General features: G+C 71.6%; 12 protein-coding genes. 10 read left to right on the forward strand and 2 right to left on the reverse strand.

The annotated features are described in order from the left end of the window. Positions 1–20 precede the first annotated feature (20 nt). The 3 genes from ACZ6MA_RS18825 (at position 21) to ACZ6MA_RS18835 (ending at position 2,627) form a co-directional block, all read left to right on the forward strand. Positions 21–581, forward strand: a complete 561-nt coding sequence (locus ACZ6MA_RS18825; protein WP_469434974.1) for an HIT family protein — start codon at positions 21–23, stop codon at positions 579–581. Positions 582–648: 67 nt separating this feature from the next. Beyond that, the gene (locus tag ACZ6MA_RS18830) at positions 649–1,425 is read left to right on the forward strand and encodes a polysaccharide deacetylase family protein (RefSeq protein ID WP_469434975.1); all 777 of its coding nucleotides are present in this window, start codon (positions 649–651) and stop codon (positions 1,423–1,425) included. Next, positions 1,422–2,627, forward strand: coding sequence for a YVTN family beta-propeller repeat protein (locus tag ACZ6MA_RS18835; protein ID WP_469434977.1), 1,206 nt, complete (start codon positions 1,422–1,424; stop codon positions 2,625–2,627). The genes ACZ6MA_RS18830 and ACZ6MA_RS18835 overlap by 4 nt, the downstream gene beginning before the upstream one ends. Positions 2,628–2,720: 93 nt before the next feature. Here the strand turns inward: ACZ6MA_RS18835 and ACZ6MA_RS18840 are convergent, their stop codons facing one another. Both ACZ6MA_RS18840 and ACZ6MA_RS18845 read right to left on the reverse strand, forming a co-directional pair. Further along, the gene (locus ACZ6MA_RS18840) at positions 2,721–4,370 is read right to left on the reverse strand and encodes a hypothetical protein (RefSeq protein ID WP_469434979.1); all 1,650 of its coding nucleotides are present in this window, start codon (positions 4,368–4,370) and stop codon (positions 2,721–2,723) included. A gap of 166 nt (positions 4,371–4,536) precedes the next feature. Beyond that, entirely contained in the window at positions 4,537–6,744 is a 2,208-nt protein-coding gene (locus ACZ6MA_RS18845; RefSeq protein WP_469434980.1) for an elongation factor G-like protein EF-G2, read from the reverse strand. Between the two features lie 662 nt (positions 6,745–7,406). On the opposite strand from ACZ6MA_RS18845, the gene pgsA reads away from it, so the two are divergent. The 7 genes from pgsA to ACZ6MA_RS18880 all read left to right on the forward strand — a co-directional run bounded on the left by pgsA (position 7,407) and on the right by ACZ6MA_RS18880 (position 13,389). Then, a complete protein-coding gene (gene pgsA / locus ACZ6MA_RS18850; protein WP_469434982.1) occupies positions 7,407–8,066 on the forward strand; it encodes a phosphatidylinositol phosphate synthase in 660 nt (219 codons plus the stop codon). Continuing rightward, complete coding sequence (locus tag ACZ6MA_RS18855; protein ID WP_469434983.1) at positions 8,063–8,992, forward strand: phosphatidylinositol mannoside acyltransferase; 930 nt, start codon at positions 8,063–8,065, stop codon at positions 8,990–8,992. The genes pgsA and ACZ6MA_RS18855 overlap by 4 nt, the downstream gene beginning before the upstream one ends. Beyond that, positions 8,989–10,149, forward strand: a complete 1,161-nt coding sequence (locus ACZ6MA_RS18860) for a glycosyltransferase family 4 protein (RefSeq protein WP_469434984.1) — start codon at positions 8,989–8,991, stop codon at positions 10,147–10,149. The genes ACZ6MA_RS18855 and ACZ6MA_RS18860 overlap by 4 nt, the downstream gene beginning before the upstream one ends. Before the next feature lie 179 nt (positions 10,150–10,328). Further along, positions 10,329–10,871, forward strand: a complete 543-nt coding sequence (locus ACZ6MA_RS18865) for a LemA family protein (protein ID WP_469434986.1) — start codon at positions 10,329–10,331, stop codon at positions 10,869–10,871. Positions 10,872–10,970: 99 nt separating this feature from the next. Beyond that, positions 10,971–11,885, forward strand: a complete 915-nt coding sequence (gene pdxS / locus ACZ6MA_RS18870; RefSeq protein WP_365212760.1) for a pyridoxal 5'-phosphate synthase lyase subunit PdxS — start codon at positions 10,971–10,973, stop codon at positions 11,883–11,885. Between the two features lie 80 nt (positions 11,886–11,965). Continuing rightward, complete coding sequence (pdxT, locus tag ACZ6MA_RS18875) at positions 11,966–12,577, forward strand: pyridoxal 5'-phosphate synthase glutaminase subunit PdxT (protein ID WP_469434987.1); 612 nt, start codon at positions 11,966–11,968, stop codon at positions 12,575–12,577. A 59-nt stretch (positions 12,578–12,636) separates the two neighbouring features. Then, positions 12,637–13,389, forward strand: coding sequence for a YebC/PmpR family DNA-binding transcriptional regulator (locus ACZ6MA_RS18880; RefSeq protein WP_130876889.1), 753 nt, complete (start codon positions 12,637–12,639; stop codon positions 13,387–13,389). The last annotated feature ends 80 nt before the right edge of the window (positions 13,390–13,469 follow it).

The raw sequence follows: 13,469 nt of genomic DNA on the forward strand, positions 1-13,469 counted from the left end.
TCCCCGCCCACCCGGGGAATATGCTGCTCACCATGACGACTGAGCCGGAGCAGCAGATCGGAGTCGGCGCACCGGACGCGTTCCAGCGCCTGTGGACGCCCCACCGGATGGCGTACATCCAGGGTGAGAACAAGCCCAGCGGCCCGGGGGCCGACGACGGCTGCCCGTTCTGTTCGATTCCGGCGAAGAGCGACGAGGACGGGCTGGTCATCGCCCGCGGCGAGCGCGTCTATGCCGTCCTGAATCTGTATCCGTACAACGGTGGCCACCTCATGGTCGTGCCCTTCCGGCACGTCGCCGACTACACGGAGCTGGACGGGCCCGAGACGGTCGAGCTCGCGGACTTCACCAAGCGGGCCATGGCCGCCCTGCGCACCGCCTCCGGCGCCCACGGCTTCAACATCGGGATGAACCAGGGCACCGTCGCCGGGGCCGGCATCGCCGCCCACCTGCACCAGCACATCGTCCCCCGCTGGGGCGGCGACACCAATTTCATGCCCGTCATCGGCCGGACCAAGATCCTTCCCCAACTGCTCGCGGACACCCGCAAGATGCTCGCGGACGCCTGGCCGGACGCCTGAGGACACGCGTCAGAGAAAAACGGGTAAATCTCCCCAAATCTTACTAAAGAGAAGTTCTAATGGTGCGGTGACCTTCCTCCACCGCCGCACCGTGCTGCGTGCCGCCGCCGGCAGTGCCCTCGCCGGGGCGGCCGGGGCCGGCTGCGGTGGGCGTGACGATGCCGGTGCCCGGGCCGCCGACCCCTCCGTACGGGCGACGGCGCCGCCCGCGCCCTCCCGTGCGCCCACGCTGCCCGCCGGGCTCCCCGGGCAGATCGAGCACGGGCCCCGCACGGGTCATGCCGTGGCCCTCACCTTTCACGGGCAGGGTGATGCGAAGTCCGCCACCGCGTTGCTGGCCGAGGCCGAGCGCGCCGGGGCGCGGGTGACCGTGCTGGCGGTCGGCGAGTGGCTCGACGCCGAGCCGGGGATGGCCCGGCGGATCCTCGACGGCGGGCACGAGCTGGGCAATCACACGATGCGGCACCTCGACATCTGCGCGCTGGCCCCGGACGCCGCCGCCGCGGAGATCGGCCGCTGCGCGGAGCGGCTGCGAAGCCTGACGGGCGGCATCGGCCGCTGGTTCCGGCCCTCGCGGGCCCGTCTGGCCACCGATCAGGTCGCCCGGCTCGCACAGCAGGCCGGATATCCGCACGTCCTGTCGTACGACGTGGACTCCCTGGACTTCACCGACCCGGGCGCGGAGGCGGTCCGGCGTAACGTGTTGGACGCGGTGCGGCCCGGATCGGTCGTGAGTCTGCACTTCGGGCACGCCGGCACGGTCGCCGCGCTGCCCGCGATCCTCGACGGCTTGCACCGCCGCGGTCTGCGCGCGGTGACGACTACGGAGCTGCTGACCCGATGACCCTCCTCTCGCACCACCGTTCCCGCCCCCGTCCGCGGGGGGCCCGCCGGGCCGCGCTGCTGGCGGCCGCTTGTGCGCTGCTGGTCGCCGGCTGCGGTGGCACCGCCTCGAACGAGGCGGCGGATCAGGGCCCGCACCGGGGCGCGCACCATCAGAAGGCGGCCGCGCCACCGGGGCTGCCGGGCATGCCGCCGGTGCTCGACCCGGACGACCTGTACGCGGCCGACCGGCCGAACGCCCTGTCGCCCGTGGTGAAGGACTTCCCGTCGCGGGTGTACGTGCCCAATACCGAGTCCGACACGGTCAGTGTCATCGACCCGAAGACGTACAAGGTCATCGAGACGATCCCGGTGGGCGTGCAGCCGCAGCACGTGGTGCCGTCCTGGGACCTGAAGACGCTGTGGGTCAACAACAACCGCGGGCACACCCTTACGCCCATCGATCCGGCCACCGGCAAGGTGGGCAAGCCCGTCGAGGTCCACGACCCGTACAACCTCTACTTCACCCCGGACGGCAAGTACGCGGTGGTGATGGCGTCCATGGACCGGGAGTTGGTCTTCCGTGATGCCCACACGATGGAGCGGAAGCGGACGGAGCCGGTGACGTGCGCGGGCGTCAATCACGCGGACTTCTCGCCGGACGGGAAGTACTTCGTCGTCTCGTGCGAGTTCTCCGGTGAGCTGCTCAAGGTCGACACGGCGAAGATGAAGGTCATCGGTCAGCAGAAGCTGCCGTTCAAGGGCGCGATGCCGCAGGACGTGAAGATCTCCTCGGACGGCAAGACCTGGTACATCGCCGACATGATGGCCGACGGGGTGTGGGTGCTCGACGGCGACAAGTTCACCAAGCCCTGGCTGATGCCGACCGGCAAGGGTGCGCACGGGCTCTATGTGAGCCGGGACTCCAAGTCGATGTACATCTCCAACCGGGGTGAGGGCTCGGTCTCGGTGCTGGACCTGCCGAGCCGCAAGCTGGTGAAGAAGTGGGAGCTGCCGGACGGCGGCAGCCCGGACATGGGCGGGGTGTCGGCGGACGGCAAGGAGCTGTGGCTGTCCGGCCGCTACGACTCCGAGGTGTATGTGATCGACACCCGGGACGGACACCAGATCGCCCGGATCCCGGTGGGGGCCGGCCCGCACGGGCTCGCGGTCTATCCCCAGCCGGGCCGCTACTCGCTGGGCCACACGGGCATCTTCCGCTGACGGATTCCCCTGCCCCACAGGGTTCCTGACATGTGGTGAGGCCCCGGGACACCGGTCCCGGGGCCTCGTCGTCTCCCCGCCGCGGCGTGCGGGTCAGGCGTTGTAGACGTCCGCCTGAGTGGGCTTCACATCCTGGATCGCGACGCTGAGCGAACCGGCGCGCTTGCCGAAGTGCTCGGTGTCCACACCGTTCTCCTTCAGTACGCGCAGGGCCGCCTCGTGGACCACGCGCAGCACGGGGGTGGCGGCGCGCAGCGCGTCGTCGGCCATGAAGCGGTGCCGCCAGGGCTTGTCGGCCCAGGCGTGGCGGAGGCCGAAGGGCTCGGGGAGGACGAGCTTGCCGCCCCAGTACTCCAGCAGGGGCGGGTACCAGGTGAGGGGGGCACGGGCGGCGAGCCGGACGACCTCGCGGGGGGCGACGACGGGGAGGGTCACGGTGCGGGTCTCCCAGAACTTGAGGCCCTTTTTGAAGGTCTTGGTGCGGTTCTTGGGCTTGCCGTTGAACAGGGAGTGGGTGGGGCCGAGGGCATGGCCGGTGACCTCGATGCGGAGCGTCTTGTGCAGGACGGTGACGGTGATGAGGAGGGTGATGACCAGCTGGCCGTCCCAGAGGACGAACTGCACGCCCAGGTAGTGGCGGTCGCCGCTGCCGAACTGCTGCTCGTTGCAGATCTTCTGGAGCTCCGCGCCGCGTATCTGGTAGGCGCCCTCGGTCCCTTCGGGCCGGGAGACGGCGGTGGCGCCCTCGCCGATGGGGGAGACCACCCAGTGCTCGACGAAGGGCGGGGTGAAGCCGCCGGTGTGGACGGGGCTGCGTTCGAGGAGGTGCAGCTGGTCGTGGATGGCGCGAATGACGTCCCAGCTGCGGAAGGGGTTGATTTCCTTGTCCGGGTCGAGGGGGACGAGTTCCTCGGCGAGCTGCCAGCTGCCCCAGCGGGTGCCCATGCCGAGTATGCCCTTGGGACCGGCGTAGAAGACGATGTTGCTGCGCTGGTCGGCGCTGAGCCGCTCCAGGCTCTGGCGCAGTCGCTCGGCGGAGGTCTGGCCGGGGCTCTGGGGGACGGCCTCGGGGATCTTGGCGGCGACGCCGCCGCCGCTGAGCAGCCCGGTCCAGGCGGCGCGGAGGTCCTTGGCGGTGCGCTCGCAGACGCGCTTGGCCCAGAGGCCGCCGATGACGGGGGCGATGACCATGGCCCGGACGTAGACGCTCCAGAAGCCGTGGACGGGCAGTTTGACCAGGAAGACGACGGCGATGACGCCGAGAATGGTCAGCAGGAGGGTGCTGAGGGCGCCCGCGCGCTTGTTCTGCGCTCCGGCGAGTATGCGGCGGAGCTGGAAGACGCCGAGCCAGAGCAGGACGCCGGGGAGGAACAGCAGCCCGCAGACGGCCATGATGACGGTCAGCTTGGCGTCGCGCTGTTTGCGGATGCGGTTGGCGGCGAGGCAGTGCTCGACGACGGGGCGGGGTTCGAGGCCGAAGGACTGGATGAGGGGTTTGCCGCCGAGCATCCGCTGTTGCACGGCGCGGGAGAAGGCTTCACCGAGGTTGGGCTCGAAGAGCGCGATGCGGGGTTTCTTGACCTCCGAGGTGGCCCACTCGGAGTTGGCCTTGAGCAGTTCCTCGAGGGCGTCGTCGCGGTAGGCGGCGGAGGCCAGGGCCTGTGTCGCCGCGGTCTGTCCGGCGGCCCCCGAGAGCGGAATCTGTGCGCCCGGGCTGAAGTCGAACGCGTCCCCTGCTGCCACTGTTGCCCCCAATGCCGCGCATTCCCGATGCTGCGACGTGCTCCCGACTACGGCCCGGTTGTCTACGTTATGGGTCGCCTGCTCAGCGTAACGGGTGGGGTGCCACCTGTCGTGGGAGATCGGAAAGCCGCCCGCCCCCGGCCAGTTGGGGCGGGCGGCTTGTGAACTATGCGCCGTTCGCGGCCTGTTCACGCACCCGGTCCGCCACTTGCGGCGGCATCGGTTCGTGGCGGGCGTAGCAGCGGCTGAAGCGTCCGGTGCCGTGCGAGAGGGAGCGCAGGTCCACCGCGTAGCGGTCGATCTCGATCTCCGGGACCTCGGCCCGTACGAGGGTGCGGCCGTCCCCGGACTGCTCGGTCCCCACGACGCGCCCGCGCCGGCCGGAGAGGTCGCTCATCACCGGGCCGACGTAGTCGTCGGAGACCAGGATCCGTACCTCGGCGACGGGTTCGAGGAGGTGGATCCGGGCTTCGGCGGCGGCTTCGCGCAGGGCGAGGGCACCCGCGGTCTGGAAGGCGGCGTCGGAGGAGTCCACCGAGTGGGCCTTGCCGTCGACGAGGGTGACGCGGACGTCGACCAGGGGGTGGCCGGCGGCGACACCGCGGGCGGCCTGGGCGCGGACGCCCTTCTCCACCGAGGGGATGAACTGGCGCGGCACGGCGCCGCCGACGACCTTGTCGACGAATTCGATGCCGGAGCCACCGGGCAGCGGTTCGACCTCGATCTCGCAGATGGCGTACTGGCCGTGACCGCCCGACTGTTTGACGTGCCGGCCGCGCCCGGCGGCCTTGGAGCCGAACGTCTCGCGCAGGGACACCTTGTACGGCACGGCGTCGACGCGCACCCCGTAGCGGGTGCGCAGCCGCTCCAGGGCCACGTCGCGGTGGGCCTCGCCCAGGCACCACAGGACGACCTGGTGGGTGTGCGGGTTGTGTTCCAGGCGCATGGTGGGGTCTTCGGCGACCAGCCGGGCCAGGCCCTGGGAGAGCTTGTCCTCGTCGGCCTTGCTGTGGGCCTCGATGGCGACGGGCAGCAGTGGGTCGGGCATCTCCCACGGTTCCATCAGGAGCGGGTCGCCCTTGGCGGAGAGGGTGTCGCCGGTCTCGGCGCGGGTGAGTTTGGCGACGCAGGCGATGTCCCCGGCGATGGCCTGCCCGAGCGGCCGCTGGTGTTTGCCGAAGGGCGCGGAGAGGGCGCCGACGCGTTCGTCGACGTCGTGGCTCTCGTGTCCCCGGTCCTCCAGTCCGTGTCCGGAGACGTGCACCGTCTCGTCGGGACGCAGGGTGCCGGAGAAGACCCGGACCAGGGAGAGACGGCCGACGTAGGGGTCCGAGGAGGTTTTGATCACCTCCGCGGCGAGGGGGCCGGCCGGGTCGCACTCCAGGGGCGGGCGCGGGGCGCCGCCGGGGGTGGTGACGGCGGGGGCCCGGCGTTCGGGCGGGGTGGGGAAGGCGCCGGTGATCAGCTCCAGCAGTTCGACGGTGCCCAGGCCCGCCTTGGCGCCCTCGGCCGCGGGGGCGGCGGCGAGGACCGGATGGAAGGTGCCGCGCGCGACGGCCCGTTCCAGGTCCTCGACGAGGGTTTTGACGTCGATGTCCTCGCCGGTGAGATAGCGGTCCATGAGGGTCTCGTCCTCGCTCTCGGCGATGATCCCCTCGATGAGTTTGTTGCGGGCCTCCTCGATCAGCGGCAGTTGCCCGGGGGCGGGCGCGGTGTCGGTCCGCGTCCCCGAGGAGTAGTCGAAGATCCGCTGGGAGAGCAGGCCGATGAGGCCGATCACGGGGTGGTGCCCGTCGTGGCCCGCCGTGCCGCGCAGCGGCAGGTACAGCGGCAGTACCGAGTCGGGGGAGTCGCCGCCGAAGGCGTCGCGACAGGTGCGGGTCATCTCGTCGAAGTCGGCGCGGGCCGCTTCCAGGTGGGTCACCACGATCGCGCGGGGCATGCCGACCGCCGCGCACTCCTCCCACAGCGTGCGGGTCGCGCCGGCGATGCCTTCGGTGCCCTCGGCCGCCGAGACGACGAAGAGGGCCGCGTCCGCGGCCCGCAGACCGGCCCGCAGCTCGCCGACGAAGTCGGCGTAGCCGGGTGCGTCCAAGAGGTTGATCTTGATTCCGGCCCATTCGACGGGGACCAGGGACAGCTGTACGGAGCGCTGCTGGCGGTGTTCCATCTCGTCGTAATCGGAGAGGGCCGCGCCGTCCTCGACCCGGCCCGCGCGGTTGACCGCGCCGGTGGCCAGGGCCAGCGCCTCCACCAGCGTCGTCTTCCCGGACCCGCTGTGGCCGACCAGCACCACGTTCCTGATGCGGCTGGGCCGGTCGGCCGACGCTGCCCTGCCCGCGGCCCCTGGGTGTGTACTCGTCTTCTCGCCCATGTGTCTTGCCTTCCGGTCGACACCTGCGGTCCTTCGAGCTTTCCACCGTGGTCACGCTGCGTCCATACGTCGCACACGGGGCCACCACCGTGGGCCGGGCGCGCGGCCGGGCGCCCGCCCGGGCCGGAAGGAGGACGCGGCTCCGCTCCGCCGGGGTCCTCGCGGCGGCCCGGCAGGGGGCGGACCAGCGGGTTCCGGACTGCTGGCGGACCGGTGCCGGTCCGGTGCCGCTGGGCGCCGCCGGGGCGCCGGGCCGGGCCGGTCGCGGTCGGCGGCGGCCCGCGCCCGGCACCCCGGCGGGTCCGGGTGGCGGAGCCCCGCCGTGCGACGGCCTGATTCCGGTGCTGCCGACGGGCCCGGGGACCGGCCGGGCGGGGGAGCGGCACGTGATCTTCCGCATGTCGTGCGGCACGGGACGCGGGCCCCGGCCGGGGCCCGCCCGGCGGGGCCGCCCCTCCCGGGCGCCCGCGATCGGCCGCCGGGCCACGGCCCGTTGGTCCCGGCCGGCACCCCGGTCGCCGGCCGGCCGTCGCCGTACGGGTGTGACCTGTGCCTTGGGCTTCACGAGTGACGGGTGCGCGGCGCGCCCCGGGTGCCTGGCTACGATGGGCCAGCCGGTGGCCTTCCGACCACCCGGCCCGACACGACCCTTCGGGAAGGCCATGCTGAACAAGTACGCGCGTGCGTTCTTCACGCGTGTTCTCACGCCGTTCGCCGCCCTGCTCATCCGCCTGGGCGTCAGCCCCGACGCGGTGACCCTCATCGGTACCGGCGGTGTGATGGCGGGTGCGCTGGTCTTCTACCCCCAGGGGGAGTTCTTCTGGGGCACGGTCGTCATCACGCTGTTCGTCTTCTCGGACCTGGTCGACGGCAACATGGCCCGTCAGCTGGGCCGCTCCAGCCGGTGGGGCGCCTTCCTCGACTCCACCCTCGACCGGGTCGCCGACGCGGCGATCTTCGGCGGGCTCGCGCTCTGGTACGCCGGGCGGGGCGACAGCCTCACCCTGTGCGCGGTGACGATCTTCTGCCTCGCCAGCGGCCAGGTGGTCTCGTACACCAAGGCACGCGGCGAGGCCATCGGCCTGCCGGTCGATGTCAACGGTCTGGTCGAGCGCGCCGAGCGGCTTGTCATCTCCCTGGTCGCCTGCGGCTTCTCCGGACTGCACAAGTTCGGCGTCCCGCACATCGACAAGCTGCTGCCCATCGCCCTGTGGATCGTGGCCGTCGGCAGCCTGGTCACCATGGTCCAGCGCGTGGTGACCGTGCGCCGCGAGGCCGCCGAGGCGGACGCGGTGCCGGCCGGCGGGGGCGAGACCGGGTGAAGGAGAGGCTGACCGACGCGCTGTACGGGCTCGGCTGGGCCACGGTCAAGAAGCTTCCCGAGCCGGTCGCCGTGCGACTGGGCCGGCGGATCGCCGACACCGTCTGGAAGCGGCGCGGCGGGGGCGTGCTGCGCCTGGAGGCCAACCTCGCCCGGGTGGTGCCGGACGCAGGCCCGGCGGAACTCGCCCGCTTGTCCCGGGCGGGCATGCGCTCGTACACCCGCTACTGGATAGAGTCCTTCCGGCTTCCGGCCTGGAGCCGGAGCCGCGTTCGCGACGGTTTCACGCCCGAGGGCCTGCCCCATCTGGAAGAGGCCCTCGCGGCCGGGCGCGGCGCGGTCGTCGTCCTGCCCCACATGGGCAACTACGACCTCGCCGGGGCATGGGTCACCACCACGCTCGACGTGCCCTTCACCACGGTCGCCGAGCGGCTCAAGCCCGAGACGCTCTACGACCGCTTCGTGGCCTACCGCGAGGGGCTCGGCATGGAGGTCCTGCCGCACGCGGGCGGCAGCGCCTTCGGCACCCTCGCCCGGCGGCTGCGCTCGGGCGGTCTGGTCTGTCTGGTGGCCGACCGGGACCTGTCCTCCTCCGGCATAGAGGTCACCTTCTTCGGCGAGGCGACGAAGATGCCCGCCGGGCCCGCGATGCTCGCCGTCCAGACCGGCGCGCCCCTGATGCCGGTCACCCTCTGGTACGACCGCTCGCCCGTCATGCGGGGCCGGATCCACCCGCCGATCGAGGTGCCCGCCACGGGCACCCGGGCCGAGAAGGCCGCGGCCATGACGCAGGCGATGGCCGACGCGTTCGCCTCCGGCATCGCCGAGCACCCGCAGGACTGGCACATGCTGCAGCGGCTGTGGCTCGCCGACCTCGAGCCGCCGGCCGGTCACGCCGACCGGAGTCCGGAAGCGGGGAAACGTTGAGGATCGGGATCGTCTGCCCGTACGCCTGGGACGTCCCCGGTGGCGTCCAGTTCCACATCCGCGACCTCGCCGAGCACCTCATCCGCCGGGGGCACGAGGTGTCGGTGCTGGCCCCGGCGGACGACGAGACGCCGCTGCCGCCGTTCGTCGTCCCGGCGGGACGGGCCGTGCCCGTGCCGTACAACGGCTCGGTGGCGCGGCTCAACTTCGGTTTCCTGTCCGCCGCGCGGGTCCGCCGCTGGCTGCACGACGGCGACTTCGACGTCATCCACATCCACGAGCCCACCTCGCCGTCGCTGGGCCTGCTGGCCTGCTGGGCCGCGCAGGGGCCCATCGTGGCGACCTTCCACACCTCCAATCCGCGCTCCCGCGCCATGATCGCCGCCTATCCGATCCTGCAGCCCGCGCTGGAGAAGATCAGCGCCCGGATCGCGGTGAGCGAGTACGCGCGCCGGACGCTCGTGGAGCACCTCGGCGGGGACGCGGTGGTCATCCCCAACGGCGTGGACGTGGACTTCTTCGCCCGTGCCGAGCCCAAGCCGGAGTGGCAGGGCCAGACGATCGGCTTCATCGGCCGCATCGACGAGCCCCGCAAGGGCCTGCCCGTCCTGATGCGCGCCCTGCCGAAGATCCTCGCGGAGCGCCCGGACACGAGGCTGCTGGTCGCCGGGCGCGGTGACGAGGAGGAGGCGGTCGCGAGCCTGCCCGCCGCGATGCGCGAGCGCGTGGAGTTCCTCGGCATGGTCAGCGACGAGGACAAGGCGCGGCTGCTGCGCAGCGTCGACGTGTACGTGGCGCCCAACACTGGCGGCGAGTCCTTCGGCATCATCCTGGTCGAGGCGATGTCGGCGGGCGCGCCCGTCCTCGCCAGCGACCTGGACGCCTTCGCCCAGGTCCTCGACCAGGGCTCGGCGGGCGAACTGTTCGCGAACGAGGACGCCGACGCGCTCGCCGCGGCGGCCCTGCGCCTCCTCGCCGACCCCGCGCACCGCACCGGGCTGAGCGAACGCGGCAGCAAGCACGTGCTCCGCTTCGACTGGTCCCGCGTCGGGGCGGACATCCTGGCCGTCTACGAGACGGTCACCGCGGGCGCGGCCTCGGTAGCCGCCGACGAACGCGTCAGCCTCCTGGCCCGCCTCGGCCTCGCCCGGGACTGAGTCCAGCCACAACCAGCCCGTCCGGCGTTTGAGGACGCGCCCGCAGGGCGCCCTGCCGCCGCAGGCGGCGCAACCCGGTCGGCAGCCGAGGAACGGCGGCCAGGCGAGCGGCGCCCCGCCGCCACAGGCGGCACCGGCGGCAAAACCGGCCCGCGGAGCGAGCGGTAACGTGAGGCCGTGTGACCACACTGATCTGGATCGCCGCCGCTCTGGTCGTCATCGGCGTCTACCTGAGCTGGACAGCCGGCCGGCTGGACCGGCTGCACAGCCGTATCGACGCGGCGCGGGCGGCACTGGACGCCCAACTGCTGCGGCGCGCCTCGGTCGCCCAGGAACTCGGCACCGCCTCGGTCCTCGACCCCGCCTCCTCCATCGTCCTCTACCAGGCCGCGCACGCCGCCCGGCAGGCCGAGGAGGAGCACCGCGAGGTCGCCGAGAGCGAACTGAGCCAGGCGCTGCGCGCGGTCTTCGCCGAGGCGCCGCAGGTCGAGGCCGTGCGGCAGGCGCCCGGCGGTGAGGAGTCACTGCTGGAGCTGACGGAGGCCGTACGCCGGGTACCGATGGCCCGGCGGTTCCACAACGACGCCGTGCGCGCCGCGCGGGCGGTCCGCAGACACCGCGTGGTGCGCTGGTTCCGGCTCGCCGGCCATGCCCCGTTCCCGCTCGCCTTCGAGATGGACGACGAGCCTCCGGTGGCGCTCGGGCACCGATCGGGCCACTAAGAAGCCACCGGCCTCGGATTGGCCCTTTTTCCCGGGGCCAGGCCGTGGGTTGTATGAGGGTGCAGTCTTGCCGCCGCCCTTGATAGTGAGGTCACCATCGTGTCCAGCACGACCACCAGCACGTCCGCCAATCCCGAGACCGGCACCGCGCGCGTCAAGCGCGGCATGGCCGAGCAGCTCAAGGGTGGCGTGATCATGGACGTCGTCAACGCCGAGCAGGCGAAGATAGCCGAGGACGCGGGCGCCGTCGCGGTCATGGCGCTGGAGCGGGTGCCGGCCGACATCCGCAAGGACGGCGGCGTGGCCCGGATGTCGGACCCGAACATGATCGAGGAGATCATCGGCGCCGTCTCCATCCCGGTCATGGCCAAGTCCCGCATCGGCCACTTCGTCGAGGCGCAGGTCCTGCAGTCCCTCGGCGTCGACTACATCGACGAGTCCGAGGTCCTCACCCCGGCCGACGAGATCAATCACAGTGACAAGTGGGCCTTCACCACCCCCTTCGTCTGCGGTGCCACCAACCTCGGCGAGGCCCTGCGCCGCATCGCCGAGGGCGCGGCCATGATCCGCTCCAAGGGCGAGGCCGGCACCGGCAATGTCGTCGAGGCCGTCCGCCACCTGCGTCAGATCAAGAACGAGATCGCCCGGCTGCGCGGCTACGACAACAACGAGCTGTTCGCCGCCGCCAAGGAGCTGCGCGCCCCCTACGAGCTGGTCAAGGAGGTCGCCGAGCTGGGCAAGCTGCCGGTCGTGCTGTTCTCCGCCGGTGGTGTCGCCACCCCCGCCGACGCCGCGCTGATGCGCCAGCTCGGCGCCGAGGGCGTCTTCGTCGGCTCGGGCATCTTCAAGTCCGGCGACCCGGCCAAGCGCGCCGCCGCCATCGTGAAGGCCACCACCTTCTTCGACGACCCGAAGATCATCGCGGACGCCTCCCGCAACCTGGGCGAGGCCATGGTCGGCATCAACTGCGACACCCTCCCGGAGTCGGAGCGCTACGCCAACCGCGGCTGGTAGTCCCGTCGTCTTCCCCGTGTGGGCGGTCCCCTTCCGCGGGGCCGCCCACCGGCCGTAGAAAGTGTTTGAGAGGTACCACCGTGTCCACTCCCGTCATCGGCGTACTCGCTCTGCAGGGCGATGTCCGCGAACACCTCATCGCCCTGGCCGCGGCCGACGCCGTGGCGCGCCCGGTCCGCCGTCCCGAGGAGCTCGACGACCTCGACGGCCTGGTCATCCCCGGCGGCGAGTCCACCACCATGTCCAAGCTCGCGGTCGCCTTCGGCATGCTGGAGCCGCTGCGCGAGCGGATCCGGGCCGGGCTGCCGGTCTACGGCACCTGCGCCGGCATGATCATGGTCGCCGACAAGCTGCTGGACGGGCGGGAGGACCAGGAGACCCTCGGCGGCATCGAGATGATCGTGCGCCGTAACGCGTTCGGGCGGCAGAACGAGTCCTTCGAGGCGGCCGTCGAGGTGGCCGGCATCGAGGGCGGCCCGGTCGAGGGCGTCTTCATCCGCGCCCCCTGGGTGGAGTCGGTCGGCGCCCGGGCCGAGGTCCTCGCCACGTACGACGGGCACACCGTCGCCGTGCGGCAGGACAACGTCCTGGCCACGTCCTTCCACCCGGAGCTGACCGGCGACCACCGGGTGCACGCCCTGTTCGTCGAGATGGCCCGGCAGCGCGTGGGTACGGTGGGCGCAACGACCTGAACCGATCCCGGTAGGATCTCAGTCGTTCGTTAAATTGGTTACGCGAAGGAGACAGGCGGATGTCCGGCCACTCTAAATGGGCTACGACGAAGCACAAGAAGGCCGTGATCGACGCCAAGCGCGGCAAGCTCTTCGCGAAGATGATCAAGAACATCGAGGTGGCGGCCCGTACGGGCGGCGCCGACCCGGCCGGCAACCCGACGCTCTTCGACGCCATCCAGAAGGCCAAGAAGAGCTCGGTCCCCAACAAGAACATCGACAGTGCCGTCAAGCGCGGCGCGGGTCTCGAAGCCGGCGGCGCCGACTACCAGACCATCATGTACGAGGGCTACGGGCCGAACGGCGTCGCGGTGCTCATCGAGTGCCTCACCGACAACCGCAACCGCGCCGCCTCCGACGTGCGCGTCGCCATGACCCGCAACGGCGGCTCGATGGCCGACCCCGGCTCGGTGTCGTACCTCTTCAACCGCAAGGGCGTCATCATCGTCCCCAAGGGCGAGCTGAGCGAGGACGACGTCCTGGGCGCGGTCCTCGACGCGGGCGCCGAAGAGGTCAACGACCTCGGCGAGACCTTCGAGGTCGTCAGCGAGGCCACCGACATGGTCGCGGTCCGTACCGCCCTCGTCGACGCCGGCATCGACTACGACTCCGCCGACGCCAACTTCCTGCCGACCATGCAGGTCGAGCTGGACGAGGACGGCGCGCGCAAGATCTTCAAGCTCATCGACGCGCTGGAGGACAGCGACGACGTGCAGAACGTCTTCGCCAACTTCGACGTCTCCGACGAGGTCATGGCCAAGGTCGACGCCTGATCTCCGAGGCCGACCCGCACGACAGGGCCGACGGGCCGACGGACACACTCCGTCGGCCCGTCGCTTTGTCAGTGGGAGCC

This window comes from Streptomyces sp. NPDC042259 (assembly GCF_055582085.1).